Genomic DNA, 15,820 nt, shown 5'->3' on the forward strand with positions numbered 1-15,820 from the left:
GATTGGATAATTTTAGTTTTATAGGAAACCATATTCTTTTAAAAGAATAGAAAATCAGTGGGTTATTTTTTCTACGGGTAAAGGTTTCACTTTAGTTTCTTTATTTATTGAGTTTTAGCCCGCAATTCTTCGGGGTAATTGTTACGACTAACGCAAAAATTCATCTTAAGTCAAAATATACTATCACAAGCCTATTCAAGAGTGTTCTCGCTGTGCGTTAATTCTATATTGAGTTTTAGTTTGTTGATGAATAATTATTATGAACTTCTTTATAGATCGTTTTTAGGCGAGAAGAACATATACCTCATTGATCATTCCTTATTATTGACGAAATACATGACTAGCATGAAGTCTGTTGCGGTGAGGGACATGCTGGCAATCTTGCGTAGGTCTCAGTAAAAAATGAGCGAGCCAAACAGCTCGCTCAGGAGGAACCCGGCGCAAAGTGAATGCACCGAATTAACGTATTTATTTACAGTTAGCTGCTGTCAGGACTGCCAGGTTTTTACCTACGCCAGCATAGTTTGCCAGTTTATCCTTCACGCACTGTGCGGAAACCGGGGTGTAGCTATACGGGACGGCAGGGAATTTGCCAGTGCTTTTCCAATCATCCGCATTGATGTGTGGTGTGGATGGCTTACCCCAGGTGATGTTGTATTTAGCAAAATCAGACGGGCTGGTAATGTTGTTGTTACGCAGTTCCCAGGTACCGAAGTTGGAGTCATCGTTACGTGCAGTCACAGGGTTGAGCGCATTTTCGAACCAGTTGCTTTCGATCAGAGCAATCCCTTTCTGGCGAACGTTAAAGCCTGAACTTTTGATGCCGTCATACAGGTTGTTGTATGCGTGCACCTGGCCACCACGTTGCAGCGGCAGACGTGAGTTAACATCGCTGTAAATATTGTGATGGTAAGTCAGGTTACGACCCGTATCCGTGTTGCTGGAACCGCTCAGACCCACCTTTTTCACGCCATGGATATAGTTGTAGGATACCGTGACGTTGGTTGAGGCTTTCTTGATATCGACAGCCGATTCAAAGGTCGTGTCGTTGTCTGGTGTACCTGCACATTCGAAGTTCTTGGCGAAAATCTCGTTGTGGTCGATCCAGACGTTCGGCGAGTTATCAATACGGATAGCATCACCATCTTTTGCGCCGCCAGGCATATAGCCGAAGCGCATGTTACGTACGACAACGTTGGAAGAGTTTACAATCCAGATACCAAAGTTAGCGGAAGAACCGTTGGTCCCGAGGATGGTGATCCCTTTGGTAAACTCTTTGACTTCTACGCCACGCGGATCTTTGCTCCATTGGCCGCAGATGTTAGCTTCAGCCGCTTTGATTAACGCATCTTCATTACCGTTATAGGTGATGACGAGTGGGTAGGCGCCGCCTTTGACCGCTTTACCGCTTGAGTCCTTTTTCGCTGCCTCAATGATATCGACGATCTCTTGCAAAGAACGTGCGGTTTTTTTCACTGCGCCGGAAACGTCGCCGCCGTCAGTGGTGGCATAACCCCCCGTATTTGCCGCCATTGTTGGTTGGGCTGCGAGCAGCAACAGTCCTGCAGCTGCAGAAGGCAGTAGGTATTTCATTGTGTACTCTCCTTGACATAGAATTTTTTGGGTATTTATCACTACACACCCTGTGTAATAAAATGGCTGTTTCAACAAAAGTGAAATTAAGGTTTGTCTATAAAGCCGAGCTAAGTGTTAACAGAAAAAATAAACAATACAATATGGGTTTGAAAATATATTTTTTACCTGACGTTGGAAAAGGTTTAGGGCAAGCTCGGCCTTGTGTGATAAGAAACTCATTTCTGTTTTTTCTCATTAAAAATCAATGCATTGATTTTTATTTATTGCTTATTAAAATAAAGTTTCTTTATTTTTCTATATTGGTTTTATGGGGTTTTTATACGAAATGGTTAATTGTGATCTGTATCAATAATAAAATTAAATCTTAAGTGGATTTCTATCAGGCCCTGATGTTAGTCGTTTTTATGACGACGTCTTTATAGCCATTTCCATTTATTTTTTGTTACTAAAAATAGTTTCTCCTGGCAATAGGGATGCCATTACAGCAGGAGAAACGCAGGTGTCAGGATGACATCATTCTTTAATTAGAATAAAGAGAATAAACTGCCATAACATTTTGCATCCCTATAATAGTCTATATGTTTTCAGGAAGGGTTATGGTGTTCTATCTGTAATCCCATTTCACGTATTGTGTCGATGTCAGCGGATAAATCGGCAGATTGTTCGGGGTAAGTCACGCCGGGAGCGGGGCTTAGCCGGTTATTTAGAGCCAAAACGCGCTCAACCTGATTGGCTGCGCTGATTGCGGTCATATGAGTTTGTCCAAGCCTATCTTTGACGCTGATTTTCTTTGTTCCCGTATCTTCAACGATTTCGAGTATAAATTCGTGTGATGCTCCCTGGCCTGGTCTGTATAGCAAGGCCCGGCGTTTCGCTACGGATAGCATTCCCCAAATGCCAGAGCGGGCAAAGAGTGCGAATGCGGCCGTGGTGGCGGTGTTGTCGAAAGCCATGCGTGCCGAGACACTTTCTGCATGGCCCGTCTTGACCAATGTTGTCTGATCCGGACTGGAAAAACGCCTGACGTTGATGACCCGCCCATTACTAAAACGTACAGGTTTAGGATCGGCCATTCCCCGTACGATGCGTTCCTGTCCTGCTTCATAAATGGTGAAAGGTTTGTGCATATCTACAAAACTTGTGACGGAATCGGGTCCGGCTTTATCTGCGGACGAAAACAAGACATCAATATCTATGCACCGAGCAGGGTGAGCCGATTGACGATACGCCGCGGCGACGATAGCAGCGATACTCGCCATCCAGCCTGATGCTAAGACGACAGGTGAAGAAAGGCTGACGCCATGAAGTATGCGGTTAGCATCGTCTTGCCGTTCCTGCCAGCGAGCCAGATCGATGAGTGCAATACCACGGCGTGTTGCTGATAACAGTAGACGGTCGTGGTGATCATTTACCGATACGACGATTGCGTCGGGCTGGATCGGCAGGTGCTCCAGTGGATCGGTGTCCTCTACGTCAAGGTGTACGCCAGTAGCATTGGGTAATGCCCGTGCTGTTTTTTGTGCTTTGTCGAGCGATCTTCCTCCGATGAGAAGATGAAGGTGGGGATGACGTTTGGCAAGCAGGGTGCAAATTTGTCCGCCAACGATGCCATAACCGCCAACAATCAGAACATTACCCGTATTAAGCATATTTTATTTCCTCATGTTTTTTATTCGTATCCAGTGAGTTTGCATTGGCCTGGGTCCTATATTGTGCTGTATGAACGTCTGCCTGATGTTGGTGAGACAGGCGAATGTTCTCTGTATTTATAAAACTGACCGCGGTCATAATGATGTGTAAAATGACCGCGGTCAATTGTAATTTTGACCACGGTCGGAAATCGTGTTATCAAGTCATGATGACAAAGCGAATACAGCAACGAACAAAAGAGACACATGCGCGACTGATCGCGACAGCCCAACAATTGATTGGTGAAGGGGGGTATGATGCTTTACGGATTGAGGAGGTCGTAACACGAGCTGGTGTAGCGAAGGGCACTTTTTTTGCCCATTTCAGCGATAAGGAAACGCTGATGGACCAACTGATTGGTGAACGTATTCATCAGTTACTCGATGAAATGGAAGCCGTTGCGATTCCTGAAGGACTTGATGAATTCGTTGAACGATTGCTGCCTCGTATGCAATTCATGACATCTGAACGCTATGTCTTTGACGTTATCTTACGTCGCTCTGGTGCGGCAGGTATTGAACAGGTTGGGCCGATTGCGCTGGCATTCGATCGTTATATCGACATTATCATTCGCTGGCTTGAGGCGGGATACTTCCGGCAGGACGTGCCGATGGCTATCTTAGCTGAGGGCGTTCAGGCATTTGAGACACAGGCGATGGCGATGAATTTTTGTGCTGTTCATAGCCAGTTATCACTCCACGAGCGAATACTGCCCTACCTGCGAGCTTGGCTGTTGGTCCCTGTTTGTGAAAACGCCCCCGGTTAATTGGCGGACATCAACAGCACAATAAAATGAATCATCAATTATTTACCGATAAGTACACCATGCTCCTGATTATCGATAACTACGACTCCTTTACCTACAACCTTTACCAATACTTTTGTGAACTTGGCGCGCAAGTCGTGGTGAAGCGTAATGATGAACTGACGCTGCGTGAGATTGAGCGGCTTGCGCCTGAGCGTTTGGTGATTTCTCCGGGCCCTTGCACGCCGGATGAGGCGGGTATTTCACTCGCTGCTATTCGTCACTTTGCCGATAAATTGCCTATTCTGGGCGTGTGTCTTGGCCATCAGGCGATGGGGCAGGCGTTCGGCGCACATGTGGTGCGGGCACGGCAGGTGATGCATGGTAAAACCTCAGCGATTGCGCACAGCAATACAGGCGTTTTTGCGGGGCTCGCTCAGCCCTTGACGGTGACTCGCTATCATTCACTCATCATTGATGCAGCGTCGCTACCCGATTGCTTTGAGGTTACGGCCTGGAGCGAACATGAAGGTAAGCGAGATGAGATTATGGGGATCCGCCATCGCTCACTGCCGCTGGAAGGTGTGCAGTTTCACCCAGAGAGCATTCTTAGCCAGCAAGGACATCAGCTTTTGGATAATTTCCTTAAAATTTAGTTACATAGAAAGTTATTCTCTCCAGTGGCCGATTTAATATTGCCTGTAATTGATTTTTTATGCATATTTATTGACTATATTTTCATTCTAACGTGATGGATAGCAGAGTGAGGCAGCAAATGGCAGCAGAGCAGAAAGCAGTGACACGGGATACTCACGATAAAGTGATTTTGCCGGTTTATGCACCCGCGAAGTTTGTACCAGTGAAAGGTAAAGGGAGTCGCGTCTGGGATCAGGACGGCCGTGAGTATATCGATTTCTCCGGTGGCATTGCGGTTACGGCACTGGGTCACTGCCATCCAGCACTGGTTAATGCGTTGCAGCAGCAGGGCGAAAAGCTGTGGCACACCAGCAATATTTTCACCAACGAACCTGCGCTACGCCTCGCCAGCAAATTGATTGATGCCACTTTTGCCGATCGCGTGTTCTTTGTTAACTCCGGTGCGGAGGCTAACGAAGCCGCATTTAAGCTGGCGCGCCACTATGCGGTTAAACGTCACAGCCCGTATAAAACCAAGATCATCGCCTTCTACAATGCATTTCATGGCCGTACGCTGTTTACCGTTTCGGTTGGCGGACAGCCTAAATATGCCGATGGTTTCGGACCTAAGCCTGCGGATATTGTCCATGTTCCTTTCAACGATCTGGCTGCGGTTAAAGCGGTGATGGACGATCACACCTGCGCAGTCGTACTGGAGCCGATTCAGGGTGAGGGCGGTATTACGCCTGCTACGCCTGAGTTCTTGCAAGGCGTTCGCGATCTGTGCGATCAGCACAAGGCGCTGCTGGTATTTGATGAAGTGCAGAGTGGGATGGGGCGTACCGGTAAACTATTCAGCTACATGCACTACGGCATTACGCCGGATATTCTCACCACCGCTAAAGCGTTGGGCGGTGGATTCCCGATTAGCGCGATGCTGACGACGGAAGAAATCGCTTCTGTGATGACGGTTGGGGTACACGGCACCACTTATGGTGGCAACCCGCTGGCCTGTGCGGTGGCTGAAGCCGCGCTGGATATCATTAACACGCCGGAAGTGCTGTCAGGCGTGGCGGATCGGCACGATCGCTTTGTCAGTGAACTTGAGAAAATCAATCAGCAGTATGGCGTATTCGAGCAGATTCGCGGTATGGGGCTCCTGCTGGGGGCGGAATTGAAACTGCAGTGGCATGGTCGCGCGGGCGAGTTTCTGGCGGCGGCAACGGCTCAGGGCCTGATGGTACTGATGGCAGGGCCGAACGTTATCCGCTTTGTGCCGTCTTTGATCATTGATGAAGATGACATTGTGCAGGGGATGGCGAAGTTCTCTAACGCTGTTGCACAGGTCGTTAACGCAGCAAACTGAGTTATGCTCTCAACGTCGCTTGCGACGGCCCTTAGGGTGGCGAGCAGGAAGCTCGCCATAAAAAAACGTAGGGAACGTTTTTCAACGTCGCTTGCGACGGCCCGTAGGGTGGCGAGCAGGAAGCTCGCCATAAAAAAAAGCGTGAGGCCGAGGCTTCACGCTTTTTTGTTGGTAGGGTACAGCGACAGGGATTTAGCGAGTGCCGTAAACGACAATCGTTTTACCGTGCGCAGAGATCAGGTTCTGGTCTTCTAACATTTTCAGAATGCGACCCACGGTTTCGCGCGAGCAGCCAACGATTTGCCCAATTTCCTGACGGGTAATTTTTATTTGCATGCCATCTGGATGCGTCATGGCATCAGGTTGTTTGGCCAGGTTGAGTAGGGTTTGGGCAATACGGCCGGTCACATCAAGGAAGGCGAGGTTGCCGACTTTCTCTGAAGTAACCTGGAGTCTGCTGGCCATTTGCGCAGACAGACGCATGAGAATATCAGGGTTAACCTGGATGAGCTGGCGGAATTTTTTATAGGAAATTTCAGCCACTTCACAGGCGGTTTTTGCCCGCACCCAAGCGCTGCGCTCCTGACCTTCTTCAAACAGGCCGAGCTCGCCGATAAAATCGCCCTGATTGAGGTAGGAAAGAATCATTTCCTTGCCTTCTTCATCTTTGATTAGCACTGCGACAGAGCCTTTCACGATGTAGTAAAGCGTTTCTGCTTTTTCACCTTGGTGAATAAGCGTGCTCTTCGATGGATACTTGTGGATATGACAATGGGAAAGGAACCATTCGAGAGTTGGGTCTGTCTGCGGTTTGCCGAGAACCATTCGCTATCATCCTCTGTTGTAATTCACTGCGCAAATTACAGGGGTCAGAGTTCCCTGTACGGCGTGTTTAACTGCTAAAAAATAAAATTCAGTCTAGGCAGAATGACGTCAGGGAATATACTGGAACCACTGTACCCTTGATTTTCCGGTTGCTGCCTTGCTGCAACGTAAACGTGGCTGGGTATATCTGGCTACGTCATCATCTTCTTCGTTTCTGGCTTTGTCCAGAAAAGGTCTATTCTATTTTCGTTTTAACACAGCTTTAAGGACGTGTCTTGTGTTGTCTCGCTTCAGCATGACAAAGCTCTGATTAACGCTGGTTTTTGTACAGTAACGGTATAAATTTTCAAAAAATTTTTAGTGGAGAGGCACCATGCAGGCACGGGTAAAATGGGTTGAAGGCTTAACGTTTTTGGGCGAATCCGCATCAGGGCACCAGATATTGATGGACGGCAATTCCGGCGATAAAGCGCCCAGTCCGATGGAAATGGTGTTGATGTCTGTGGGGGGATGCAGCGCGATTGATGTGGTGTCGATTCTGCAAAAAGGCCGTAACGATGTGGCAGATTGTGAAGTGAAATTGACGTCAGAGCGCCGTTCGGAAGCGCCGCGTTTATTTACCCATATCAATCTGCATTTTATCGTCACGGGGAAAGGGTTGACCGACAAAGCCGTCGAGCGCGCGGTCGCTCTGTCTGCGGAAAAATACTGCTCTGTCGCATTGATGCTGGGCAAAGCCGTTGAGGTAACGCACAGCCACGAAATTAGAGTGCTGGAATAATCCCTTTCTCTGGGCACTCATTCTGGTCACTTAAGCCTGTTATTAGGGGAAACACTGGGGGAGGTTCCCGTAGGGAGGCCTCACCCTGTGTATCTCGATGCTTATTCGATGGTTTTCCCTTCCATTAACCGCTGCACCAGCGGTGCCATGATGAGCTCCATTGCCAGCCCCATTTTCCCGCCGGGAACGACCAACGTGTTGATATGGGAGATAAACGAGCCCTGCAACATGGCGAGCAGATAGGGATAATCAATGTTATCCAACCCCTGAAAGTGAATCACGACGAAGCTTTCATCCAACGAGGGAATCGATTTGGCGGCGAACGGGTTGGAGGTGTCCACGGTAGGTACGCGCTGGAAGTTGATGTGCGTACGAGAGAACTGTGGGGTGATGTAGGTGATGTAGTCTTCCATTGAGCGGACGACGGAATCCATCACCGCTTCACGCGAGTGGCCGCGCTCATTAACGTCACGAATCAGCTTTTGGATCCATTCCAGGTTGACGATCGGCACCACGCCGACGAGTAAATCCACATGCTGTGCTACGTCGTTTTGCTCGGTGACTACCCCGCCGTGCAGCCCTTCATAGAACAGGATATCGGTGGGTTCCGGCATCGGCTCCCACGGCGTGAATGTTCCGGGAACCTGATTATAGGGAATAGCTTCATCGTAAGTATGGAGGTATTTACGCGTCTGGCCGCGGCCATGCAGGCCATATTCGATAAACGACTGTTCCAGCAGGCTGAAGTCATTCGCTTCCGGTCCGAAGTAGCTGATGTGGCGCCCTAAATCACGCGCTTTGCGAATCGCCATGTCCATTTCCGGACGGGTATAGCGGTGAAAGCTATCGCCTTCCAACTGAGCGGCGCGCAGGTCAAACTGCTGAAAAATCTTACGGAAGGCCAGACTGGTTGTCGTGGTTCCCGCCCCGCTGGAGCCGGTAACCGCAATGATCGGATGCTGATGTGACATAAGACGCGTAACTCCGTGATCGCGATGCGCGCATAGGCCAAGAGCCTGCGCGCATCCTCAAAAATGACGTAAGTTTTTATCATTGTTAGCATGTTTGGCGCATTCTTTCACGCCTTTCGGCATGCTCAATAGGGGGCATGCCCTCCGGCATTGAACTGGTCGCGCGGCATAATATTGAGGGTCTCATGTAACTCAGACCACACCAGCACCACCTCGCCGGACTTGAGCTGTCTGCGGATATCTTCCACTTTCTGCGCCAGCGACCACTCCTGTTCGCCGTAATCGGTGCCTTCCCGCAGGACGAAAGATTCGATGATGTTATCCAGCGTTTCTGGATCGAGCTGTTGCCAGGGAATAATCACGCTAGGGTTCCTGAGTCAAAGGGGAGTCGGTGGCGTGGTCCAAAAATGGGCTAAGCCAGTTGGGAATGCGCTGTTCCAGCCACATTTTCGGTTTCAGCAGCGTTCCACCGACGAAGCCAACATGCCCGCCGTGTTCTGTTAGCTGATATTCAATATTAGACGGTAACTGCGACAGATCGGGAATCACCTCTGACGTCATGAAAGGATCGTCCTTCGCATGGATGATGAGCAGCGGTGTGCGAATCTGAGGCAACAGCGGCAGGGCGCTACAGCGTCGATAGTAGTCGGCGGCATCGTGGAAGCCGTGAATACGTGACGTAATGACGTCATCAAACTCTCGTAACTGGCGGATGCGTTTCAGTTGCGGCAACTGAATCGGCAGCGTGTCCGGGTAGGCTGCCAGCTTGCGGCCGGCATTTTGCTTTAGCAGTCGCAGCAGGTAGTGCTGATAGACGCGGGAGAAGCCTTGCTCCATACGACGGCTACAGGGTTCGAGCATCAATGGCGCGGAAACAATGACGGCAGCAGAGAGATAACAGGATTCGCCTTGCTGCGCGAGCAGGTAGGCCAGCATGTTACCGCCGAGAGACACGCCGATGGCGGCGGTAGGTGCATCGCCTAGCGTCTCTTGCATCCAGCGCAGGAAATAGCTGGCATCGCTGGTTTCGCCGGAGTGATAAATACGCTTCATCCGGTTGGGTTTTCCACTGCACCCACGAAAATGCATGACGACGGCCAGCCAGCCGCGCTGTTTACAGGCATGCAGCAGCCCGTGGGCGTAGGGGCTATGAAAGCTGCCTTCCAGTCCGTGGAACAGCACCACGCGCGGTTTGTGCCGCGCCTGTTCGGGCGCTTCGCTCCACGCCAGATCGACGAAATCGCCGTCCGGTAACTCAAGGGGCTGCCAGACTGGCGAAAACTGCGCGTGACGGCGAATCAGGCGCGGCAATAGCGTTTGCAGATGCGGGTTATGCGCGCCGCTCAGCGGATGAAAATGGTCATACATAAAGGATATAGAAATCTTGTTGTCGGCTCTTGTACGATCAATATCACACTGTTAGCTTCAATGCTGCCAGTTGGTACGACATTTGGGTCAGGAGCGCCCACAAATAATGGAACTGAGTTTATTTCTGTCGATGTTAGGGTTTTTGTGGGTGGCGGCCATCACGCCGGGGCCGAATAATATGCTGTTGACCACCTCGGGCGCGAATTTTGGTTTTATGCGTTCACTGTGGCTGATGATCGGCATCATGCTGGGCATGCAGAGCATTTTGCTGCTGGTGGCATTCGGTGTCGGTGGCTTGATTCTGATTTATCCTTCGCTGCACTTTATCCTGAAAGTCCTCGGTAGCGCCTATCTGCTTTGGCTGGCGTGGAAAATCGCCACGGCGGCTTACGAACGGCTGGAAACGTCTGTTGCGCCGCCCAAGCCGATCCGGCTTTATCAGGGGTGGTTACTGCAATTCCTGAACCCGAAAGCGTGGCTCATGGCGTTGGGCGCGGTGGCCAGTTTTAGTCTGGCGGGTGAAGAGTATAACCATTCCGTGATCGCGATAAGCATCGGGATTGTGCTGGTCAATCTGGTGTCCGGTGTTATCTGGCTCGGATTTGGCACGATCATTGGGCGACTGCTGCGCAGTAAGAAAGCGTGGATTATCTTCAATATGTCAATGGGGCTGCTGACCGCCGCCTGCGTGCTATTGATTTGGCATTAATGCTGGGGTGATAACGTCGCGAGCGGTGTTTCGCTCGCGACTTAGCAACTACGCTGCAAGTAGCATGTTACCGATGGGGTTTATTTATAACCATCTGTTTTTAATAAGTTATTAACCAGGTTAAGTTCGGTATCAAAATCCAGCGTATCGTTCTCCAGCAGCCGTGCGTGTTGTTGTTGAAAGGCGGAACCCAGTGCTTTCAGCGCGGTAATATTCTTCAGCAGAAAATCGTCCGATTTGCCGTGTTTCTCTAATTGGGTGGAAAGCCTGACAAACTCACCCGCGACTTTTTCTACGGCAGGAAGGTAGCGATTAAGAAACGCCGTGCCGGGCTCCACATCCTTGGGATCTTCCTTCATACACGTGACAATAAGCTGTCCGTACTCAACGATAATTTTCAGTTCGTCGAGAAGCTCGTCGGGGAGCTTCTGTAAGTTTTGCAACCGTGCGATACGGCTCTCAAACGTAACAGCTTTCTGAACAGGCGGTGTAATAATGGCCCGCGAAGGTTTAGGTGATATTGGTGCTGCTATCGGCGCTTTCTGTTGGTCTGTTTTGATTTTTGTTTTTATTTTTATTTTTAAAAAATATGCCCATTGGTAATAGCGTGCTACTCCGCCCACCACACAGATTACGAACACAGCATTATAGAAAGGGTGTTCACCAAACTTATGTACATCGGTGTAGCGCATTATGATGGTGAAAACTAAAAAAAACTGAATAGCTGTACCGAGACTAGGATGAGAAATCTCGGAGCATGCTTTGATTATCCACCACGCTACGGCAATCCACCCCAGAACGAATATTCCATCATGCGCAATGAACCAAATCACGCCAGCCACAAGTGGCCAAATCATATCAACCTGGTGCCGTGTAAAGGCGTACCACAGCAGAATTAAACTGAAACAGGTCACTGTGATAGCGCTATCTTTAACCTCTTTGTTCGCCATGAGGTCTGGATAATATTTTGGTAAGACTCCTTCAGCGATGAACCAACTTATTAGCAACCAGATGCAGCCTAAGCCCCAGAGCTTAAGCAGCGTCAGGCACAAACGACCCAGTTTCTTTTGCCATCCCTCATCTGGAGGGGAAGATGCGTTTTGCATATTCAATGAAGACCACTTATCAAAACGAAATTATTTATGCAGAACGTTGCTGCATCGCGTGTTGTTGGTTCGCAGCAATCTCGGCCAGACGCGTTCTTAGCTCCGTTTCCATCGTGCCTAGTTCTTTTTCTACATCAGCCCGACGGGTTCTGGCGTCATTGGCAATCGTGACGGTTTCTTCGATGGTGTTCAGGAGGCGGCTTTGCACCTCGCGTAAGGTTTCGATGTCCACAATCGAGCGTTCGACTTCCCGCGCGGTCTCAACGGTGCCGAGCTGGAGCATTTCTGCATTTCTTCTCAGCATGGCATTGGTGGTATCAGAGACTTCTTTTTGCAGTTTTGCCGATTTGCGCTGTGAATGCAGCGTTATTGCCATCACGACCTGGCTTTTCCACAACGGAATCGTGGAGAGAATGCTGCTCTGAATTTTCTCGGCGAGCGACTGGCTATTACTTTGCATCAAACGAATTTGAGGCGCGGTCTGGATCGCGATGGTGCGGGACATCATCAGATCGTGCAGGCGTCTTTCAAAGCGCTGTATGTTGCTCACTAAATCACGCACGTACTGCATATCCATCGGGTCGTTAGTGCGCTGTGCTTTTTCCTGTGCGGCGGTCAGATCGCCAGACTGAATCGCTGCCAATTTCTGTTTACCGGCAATGATATGCAGCGTGATTTGTTGAAAATACTCGCGGTTGCGTATGAAGAGCTGTTCCAGCGTGGAGATATTACGCAAGAGCTCCATCATGGCACTTTCGAGTTTTTTAGAAACGGTATCAACCTGCTGTGCCAGCGTTTGATATTCCAGCAGCGTACGCTGGATGGTGCTGAACAGTTTTCCTATCAATGGGAAGGAGGCGAGGAAGCTTTGCTTAGTGTCAAACACGGTGAGGTCGACAGACTTTACCTTCATCAGCAGATCTGTCAGCTGTTCACCAATCACGCCCGCATCTTTTGCTCTGACTTCCTGCATTAAAGATTCTGAAAAACGCGAAATATTGCCCATGGTGTTTGCGGCGTAAGAGATGGACAGCATCGGGTCAGTAATATCAATTTTATTGACCAGTACTGATACTTCGCTTTTCTCCTGCTCGCTAAGCTGCGACAGGTTTAGCTCTGATAACGCATCGTTTGCTGTGGTGGTGACGGCGTTGTTGCCAGAAGCGGTGAACGTAGCAGAGAAAGCGTCTGTAGAAACAGACGGCGTATTTTCCATCATAAATGTTGTCCTTGCCTTATTGTTCGGCCGTTTTATGCCTTGCGGCCTTCAATATCAGTGGATAAGTAAGTGTGTAGAAATCAGTAGATTAATCGCGAAATATTACCTTGGGAAAATATTACGCTCAATGCGCTTTATCATCACTTGTTGAGATAATGTCGTGAGAGGGAAAGAAAAAAGTGGGAAAGCGAGCGGGGGGCGCCCGCTCGGATGGTAAATGTATTTACTCGCTTTGCATCATCTGCTCTAGCTGTTCCTGCGCGTCCAGCCAGGATAACTCTGTTTCTTCCAGCTCAATTTTGACTTTGGTTTGTTGTTGCAGGCAGTCGGTGAGTTCGGCCTTGCGGCTGATGTCGTAGATGGCGCTGTCCGCCAGTCGGGCTTCAAGCTCTGCCAGCGTTTCTCCCAGCTTTTCCATCTGCTGTTCAAGCTTGGTGATTTGTTTACGTAGCGGCTGGGTTTGCGTTCTCAACTCGGCTTCGCGACGTTTCTGATCTTTTCTGCCCTGCGCGCTGTTGGCGGTATTTTCTTTTGGCGTTTCAGCGGCCGCATTTTCCTGACGTTGCAGGCCGACCAGCCACTGCTGGTAGTCTTCCAAATCGCCGTCGAATGGCTCCACTTTTTGGTCGTGTACCAGATAGAGATCGTCAGTAGTCGAACGGATCAAGTGTCGATCGTGCGAAACGACAACCAGCGCGCCTTCAAAATCAATTAACGCTTCGGTCAATGCCTGACGCATATCCAGATCGAGGTGGTTGGTCGGTTCATCGAGCAGCAGGAGATTTGGACGCTGCCAGACGATCAGCGCCAATACCAGACGGGCTTTTTCGCCGCCTGAGAAGCGCTCGGTGATCTCGGTGACTTTGTCGCCCTGAAAACCAAAGCCGCCGAGGTAGTCACGCAGTTGTTGTTCCGTTTCCCGCTCTGCCAGACGCACCAGATGCTGCAAAGGCGATTCGTCCGCACGCAAAAACTCTAACTGATGCTGGGCGAAGTAACCGAGCTTCACGCCTTTCGCCAGCCCGATTTCCCCTTTCAGCGGGGCAAGCGTGCCAGCAAGCAATTTGATTAGCGTGGATTTACCCGCACCGTTATGACCGAGCAGCCCGATGCGCGAACCCGGTACTAGATTGAGTTTAATCGATTCCAGAATTAGCTTGTCGCCATAGCCTGCGCTGACCTTTTCCATCTTCATTAATGGATTGGGCAACGATTCCGGGGCACGAAAGCTGAAGCGGAAAGGGTTATCGACATGTGCTGGTGCAATCAGCTCCATGCGTTCCAGCATTTTTATCCGACTTTGCGCTTGCTTGGCTTTGGTCGCTTTCGCACGGAAACGGTCAATATAGTGTTGCAGGTGCGCGACACGCTCTTGCTGGTGTTCATAGAGTGACTGTTGCTGTGCGAGACGGGTGGCACGCTGGCGTTCAAACGAAGAATAGTTGCCGGTGTACTCGTTGAGCGACTGCTGCTCGATGTGCAGAATTTTGGTCACGACCGGATCGAGGAAATCGCGGTCGTGTGAAATGAGTACCAGCGTGCCAGCGTAGTTTTTCAACCACTTTTCCAGCCAGATAACCGCGTCCAGATCGAGGTGGTTCGTTGGTTCATCGAGCAGGAGCAGATCGGAGCGACAGATCAGCGCCTGCGCCAGATTCAGACGCATCCGCCAACCGCCGGAAAAGGCGCTGACAGGCTGCTGTAACTGTGACTGAGAAAAACCGAGTCCGTTGAGCAGGCTTGAGGCTCTGGCCTGAATTGTCCAGGCCTGAATCGCATCCAGCTTGCCGTGCAGTGTGGCAATGGCATTGCCGTCATTCTCTTCATTTGCGGTCTGCAACGCGGCTTCCAGTTGGCGGAACTCGCGGTCGCCGTCAATCACGTAGTCCAGCGCGGGCTTGTCCAGCGCAGGCGTTTCCTGATTGACCCAGGCCAGTGACCAGTTTTGCGGGAAGGTCGCGCTGCCGCCATCGGCGCTGATTTCACCTTTCAGTAAAGACAGCAGGGTAGATTTACCACAGCCGTTCTTGCCCACCAGACCGACTTTCTGGCCGGGATTAACTGTTGCTGTCGCGTTGTCGATCAGAACGCGTACACCACGTCGAATTTGCAGCGAAGAGAAAACAATCATAAAGCGCCGTATGTTCAGAGTATGTTAAATTATGGACATCTCAGGACACGCGGTGTCCTGTTTTTAGTCGTTGCGCAGCATGGTAACGGAAAACAATTATCATGACGACGCTTTGGAGGGGAATGATGTCGCAGCCACCGAAGATTTTGCTGCTGTATGCCCATCCGGAACCACAGGATTCGGTAGCAAACCGGGTCTTATTGCAACCGGCACAGCAGTTGGCGAATGTAACCGTGCACGATCTTTACGCGCACTATCCTGATTTTTTTATCGATATTCATCATGAACAACAGCTGCTGCGTGAGCATCAGGTCATTGTTTTCCAACATCCATTTTATACCTACAGCTGTCCGGCTTTGCTGAAAGAGTGGCTCGATAGGGTGCTATCCCGCGGCTTTGCCAATGGGATTGGCGGTAATGCGCTGGCGGGGAAATACTGGCGTTCGGTGATTACGACCGGTGAGCCGGAAGATGCCTACCATCCTGACGGGAACAACCGTTACCCGATGGAAGATTTGCTCCGTCCGTTTGAGCTGACGGCGGCAATGTGCCGTATGCATTGGATGCACCCCATGATTGTTTACTGGGCGCGTCGTTTACAGCCCGATGTGTTGTCGAGTCAAGCCAGAGCTTACGGTGAATGGCTAGCCTCCCCTTTACCTGAAGAGGAACGCTAAT

Annotated in this window: 15 protein-coding genes and 1 pseudogene; 7 read left to right on the forward strand and 9 right to left on the reverse strand. The window is 50.1% G+C overall.

What is annotated here, in order from left to right:
* Window positions 1-468 precede the first annotated feature (468 nt).
* A complete protein-coding gene (gene pelA, locus AB8809_RS01920; RefSeq protein ID WP_015841957.1) occupies window positions 469-1,593 on the reverse strand; it encodes a pectate lyase PelA in 1,125 nt (374 codons plus the stop codon).
* A 587-nt stretch (window positions 1,594-2,180) separates the two neighbouring features.
* Complete coding sequence (locus AB8809_RS01925) at window positions 2,181-3,245, reverse strand: hypothetical protein (RefSeq protein ID WP_349856616.1); 1,065 nt, start codon at window positions 3,243-3,245, stop codon at window positions 2,181-2,183.
* A gap of 209 nt (window positions 3,246-3,454) precedes the next feature.
* Here AB8809_RS01925 and AB8809_RS01930 point away from each other — a divergent pair.
* The 4 genes and pseudogenes from AB8809_RS01930 to AB8809_RS01945 all read left to right on the forward strand — a co-directional run.
* A pseudogene (locus tag AB8809_RS01930) lies at window positions 3,455-3,577 on the forward strand (TetR/AcrR family transcriptional regulator); the annotation flags it as partial.
* Window positions 3,578-3,628: 51 nt separating this feature from the next.
* Window positions 3,629-4,051, forward strand: coding sequence for a TetR/AcrR family transcriptional regulator (locus AB8809_RS01935; RefSeq protein WP_300998088.1), 423 nt, complete (start codon window positions 3,629-3,631; stop codon window positions 4,049-4,051).
* Window positions 4,052-4,110: 59 nt separating this feature from the next.
* Window positions 4,111-4,686, forward strand: coding sequence for an aminodeoxychorismate synthase component II (locus AB8809_RS01940; RefSeq protein ID WP_300998075.1), 576 nt, complete (start codon window positions 4,111-4,113; stop codon window positions 4,684-4,686).
* Between the two features lie 119 nt (window positions 4,687-4,805).
* Window positions 4,806-6,032 (forward strand): aspartate aminotransferase family protein, encoded by a 1,227-nt coding sequence (locus tag AB8809_RS01945; RefSeq protein ID WP_349856615.1) that lies wholly within the window; start codon window positions 4,806-4,808, stop codon window positions 6,030-6,032.
* A gap of 192 nt (window positions 6,033-6,224) precedes the next feature.
* Here the strand turns inward: AB8809_RS01945 and crp are convergent, their stop codons facing one another.
* On the reverse strand, window positions 6,225-6,857 hold the full coding sequence (gene crp, locus AB8809_RS01950; RefSeq protein ID WP_004090925.1) for a cAMP-activated global transcriptional regulator CRP: 633 nt from the start codon (window positions 6,855-6,857) through the stop codon (window positions 6,225-6,227).
* 373 nt (window positions 6,858-7,230) lie between these two features.
* Here crp and AB8809_RS01955 point away from each other — a divergent pair, with 373 nt between their 5' ends.
* Entirely contained in the window at window positions 7,231-7,638 is a 408-nt protein-coding gene (locus AB8809_RS01955) for an OsmC family protein (RefSeq protein ID WP_015841952.1), read from the forward strand.
* Window positions 7,639-7,739: 101 nt separating this feature from the next.
* Here the strand turns inward: AB8809_RS01955 and AB8809_RS01960 are convergent, their stop codons facing one another.
* From AB8809_RS01960 to AB8809_RS01970, 3 genes are all read right to left on the reverse strand, one after another.
* Window positions 7,740-8,609, reverse strand: a complete 870-nt coding sequence (locus AB8809_RS01960) for a phosphoribulokinase (RefSeq protein WP_015841951.1) — start codon at window positions 8,607-8,609, stop codon at window positions 7,740-7,742.
* A gap of 125 nt (window positions 8,610-8,734) precedes the next feature.
* Window positions 8,735-8,971, reverse strand: a complete 237-nt coding sequence (locus AB8809_RS01965) for a YheU family protein (RefSeq protein WP_015841950.1) — start codon at window positions 8,969-8,971, stop codon at window positions 8,735-8,737.
* Between the two features lies 1 nt (window position 8,972).
* Window positions 8,973-9,977, reverse strand: a complete 1,005-nt coding sequence (locus AB8809_RS01970; RefSeq protein WP_225181865.1) for a hydrolase — start codon at window positions 9,975-9,977, stop codon at window positions 8,973-8,975.
* A 106-nt stretch (window positions 9,978-10,083) separates the two neighbouring features.
* Between AB8809_RS01970 and AB8809_RS01975 the strand changes: the two genes are divergently transcribed.
* Window positions 10,084-10,686: a LysE family translocator gene (locus tag AB8809_RS01975; RefSeq protein ID WP_349856614.1), complete on the forward strand. Its 603-nt coding sequence runs from the start codon at window positions 10,084-10,086 to the stop codon at window positions 10,684-10,686.
* Between the two features lie 80 nt (window positions 10,687-10,766).
* Here the strand turns inward: AB8809_RS01975 and AB8809_RS01980 are convergent, their stop codons facing one another.
* From AB8809_RS01980 to AB8809_RS01990, 3 genes are all read right to left on the reverse strand, one after another.
* The gene (locus tag AB8809_RS01980) at window positions 10,767-11,792 is read right to left on the reverse strand and encodes a 5-bromo-4-chloroindolyl phosphate hydrolysis family protein (RefSeq protein ID WP_349856613.1); all 1,026 of its coding nucleotides are present in this window, start codon (window positions 11,790-11,792) and stop codon (window positions 10,767-10,769) included.
* A gap of 34 nt (window positions 11,793-11,826) precedes the next feature.
* The gene (locus AB8809_RS01985; protein ID WP_349856612.1) at window positions 11,827-13,011 is read right to left on the reverse strand and encodes a toxic anion resistance protein; all 1,185 of its coding nucleotides are present in this window, start codon (window positions 13,009-13,011) and stop codon (window positions 11,827-11,829) included.
* Window positions 13,012-13,234: 223 nt separating this feature from the next.
* The gene (locus AB8809_RS01990; RefSeq protein WP_181845290.1) at window positions 13,235-15,142 is read right to left on the reverse strand and encodes an ABC transporter ATP-binding protein; all 1,908 of its coding nucleotides are present in this window, start codon (window positions 15,140-15,142) and stop codon (window positions 13,235-13,237) included.
* A 125-nt stretch (window positions 15,143-15,267) separates the two neighbouring features.
* Here AB8809_RS01990 and kefG point away from each other — a divergent pair, with 125 nt between their 5' ends.
* Window positions 15,268-15,819, forward strand: a complete 552-nt coding sequence (gene kefG / locus AB8809_RS01995; RefSeq protein WP_015841946.1) for a glutathione-regulated potassium-efflux system ancillary protein KefG — start codon at window positions 15,268-15,270, stop codon at window positions 15,817-15,819.
* The last annotated feature ends 1 nt before the right edge of the window (window position 15,820 follow it).

It is taken from the genome of Pectobacterium aroidearum (assembly GCF_041228105.1).
GTDB classification, from domain to species: Bacteria; Pseudomonadota; Gammaproteobacteria; order Enterobacterales; family Enterobacteriaceae; genus Pectobacterium; species Pectobacterium aroidearum.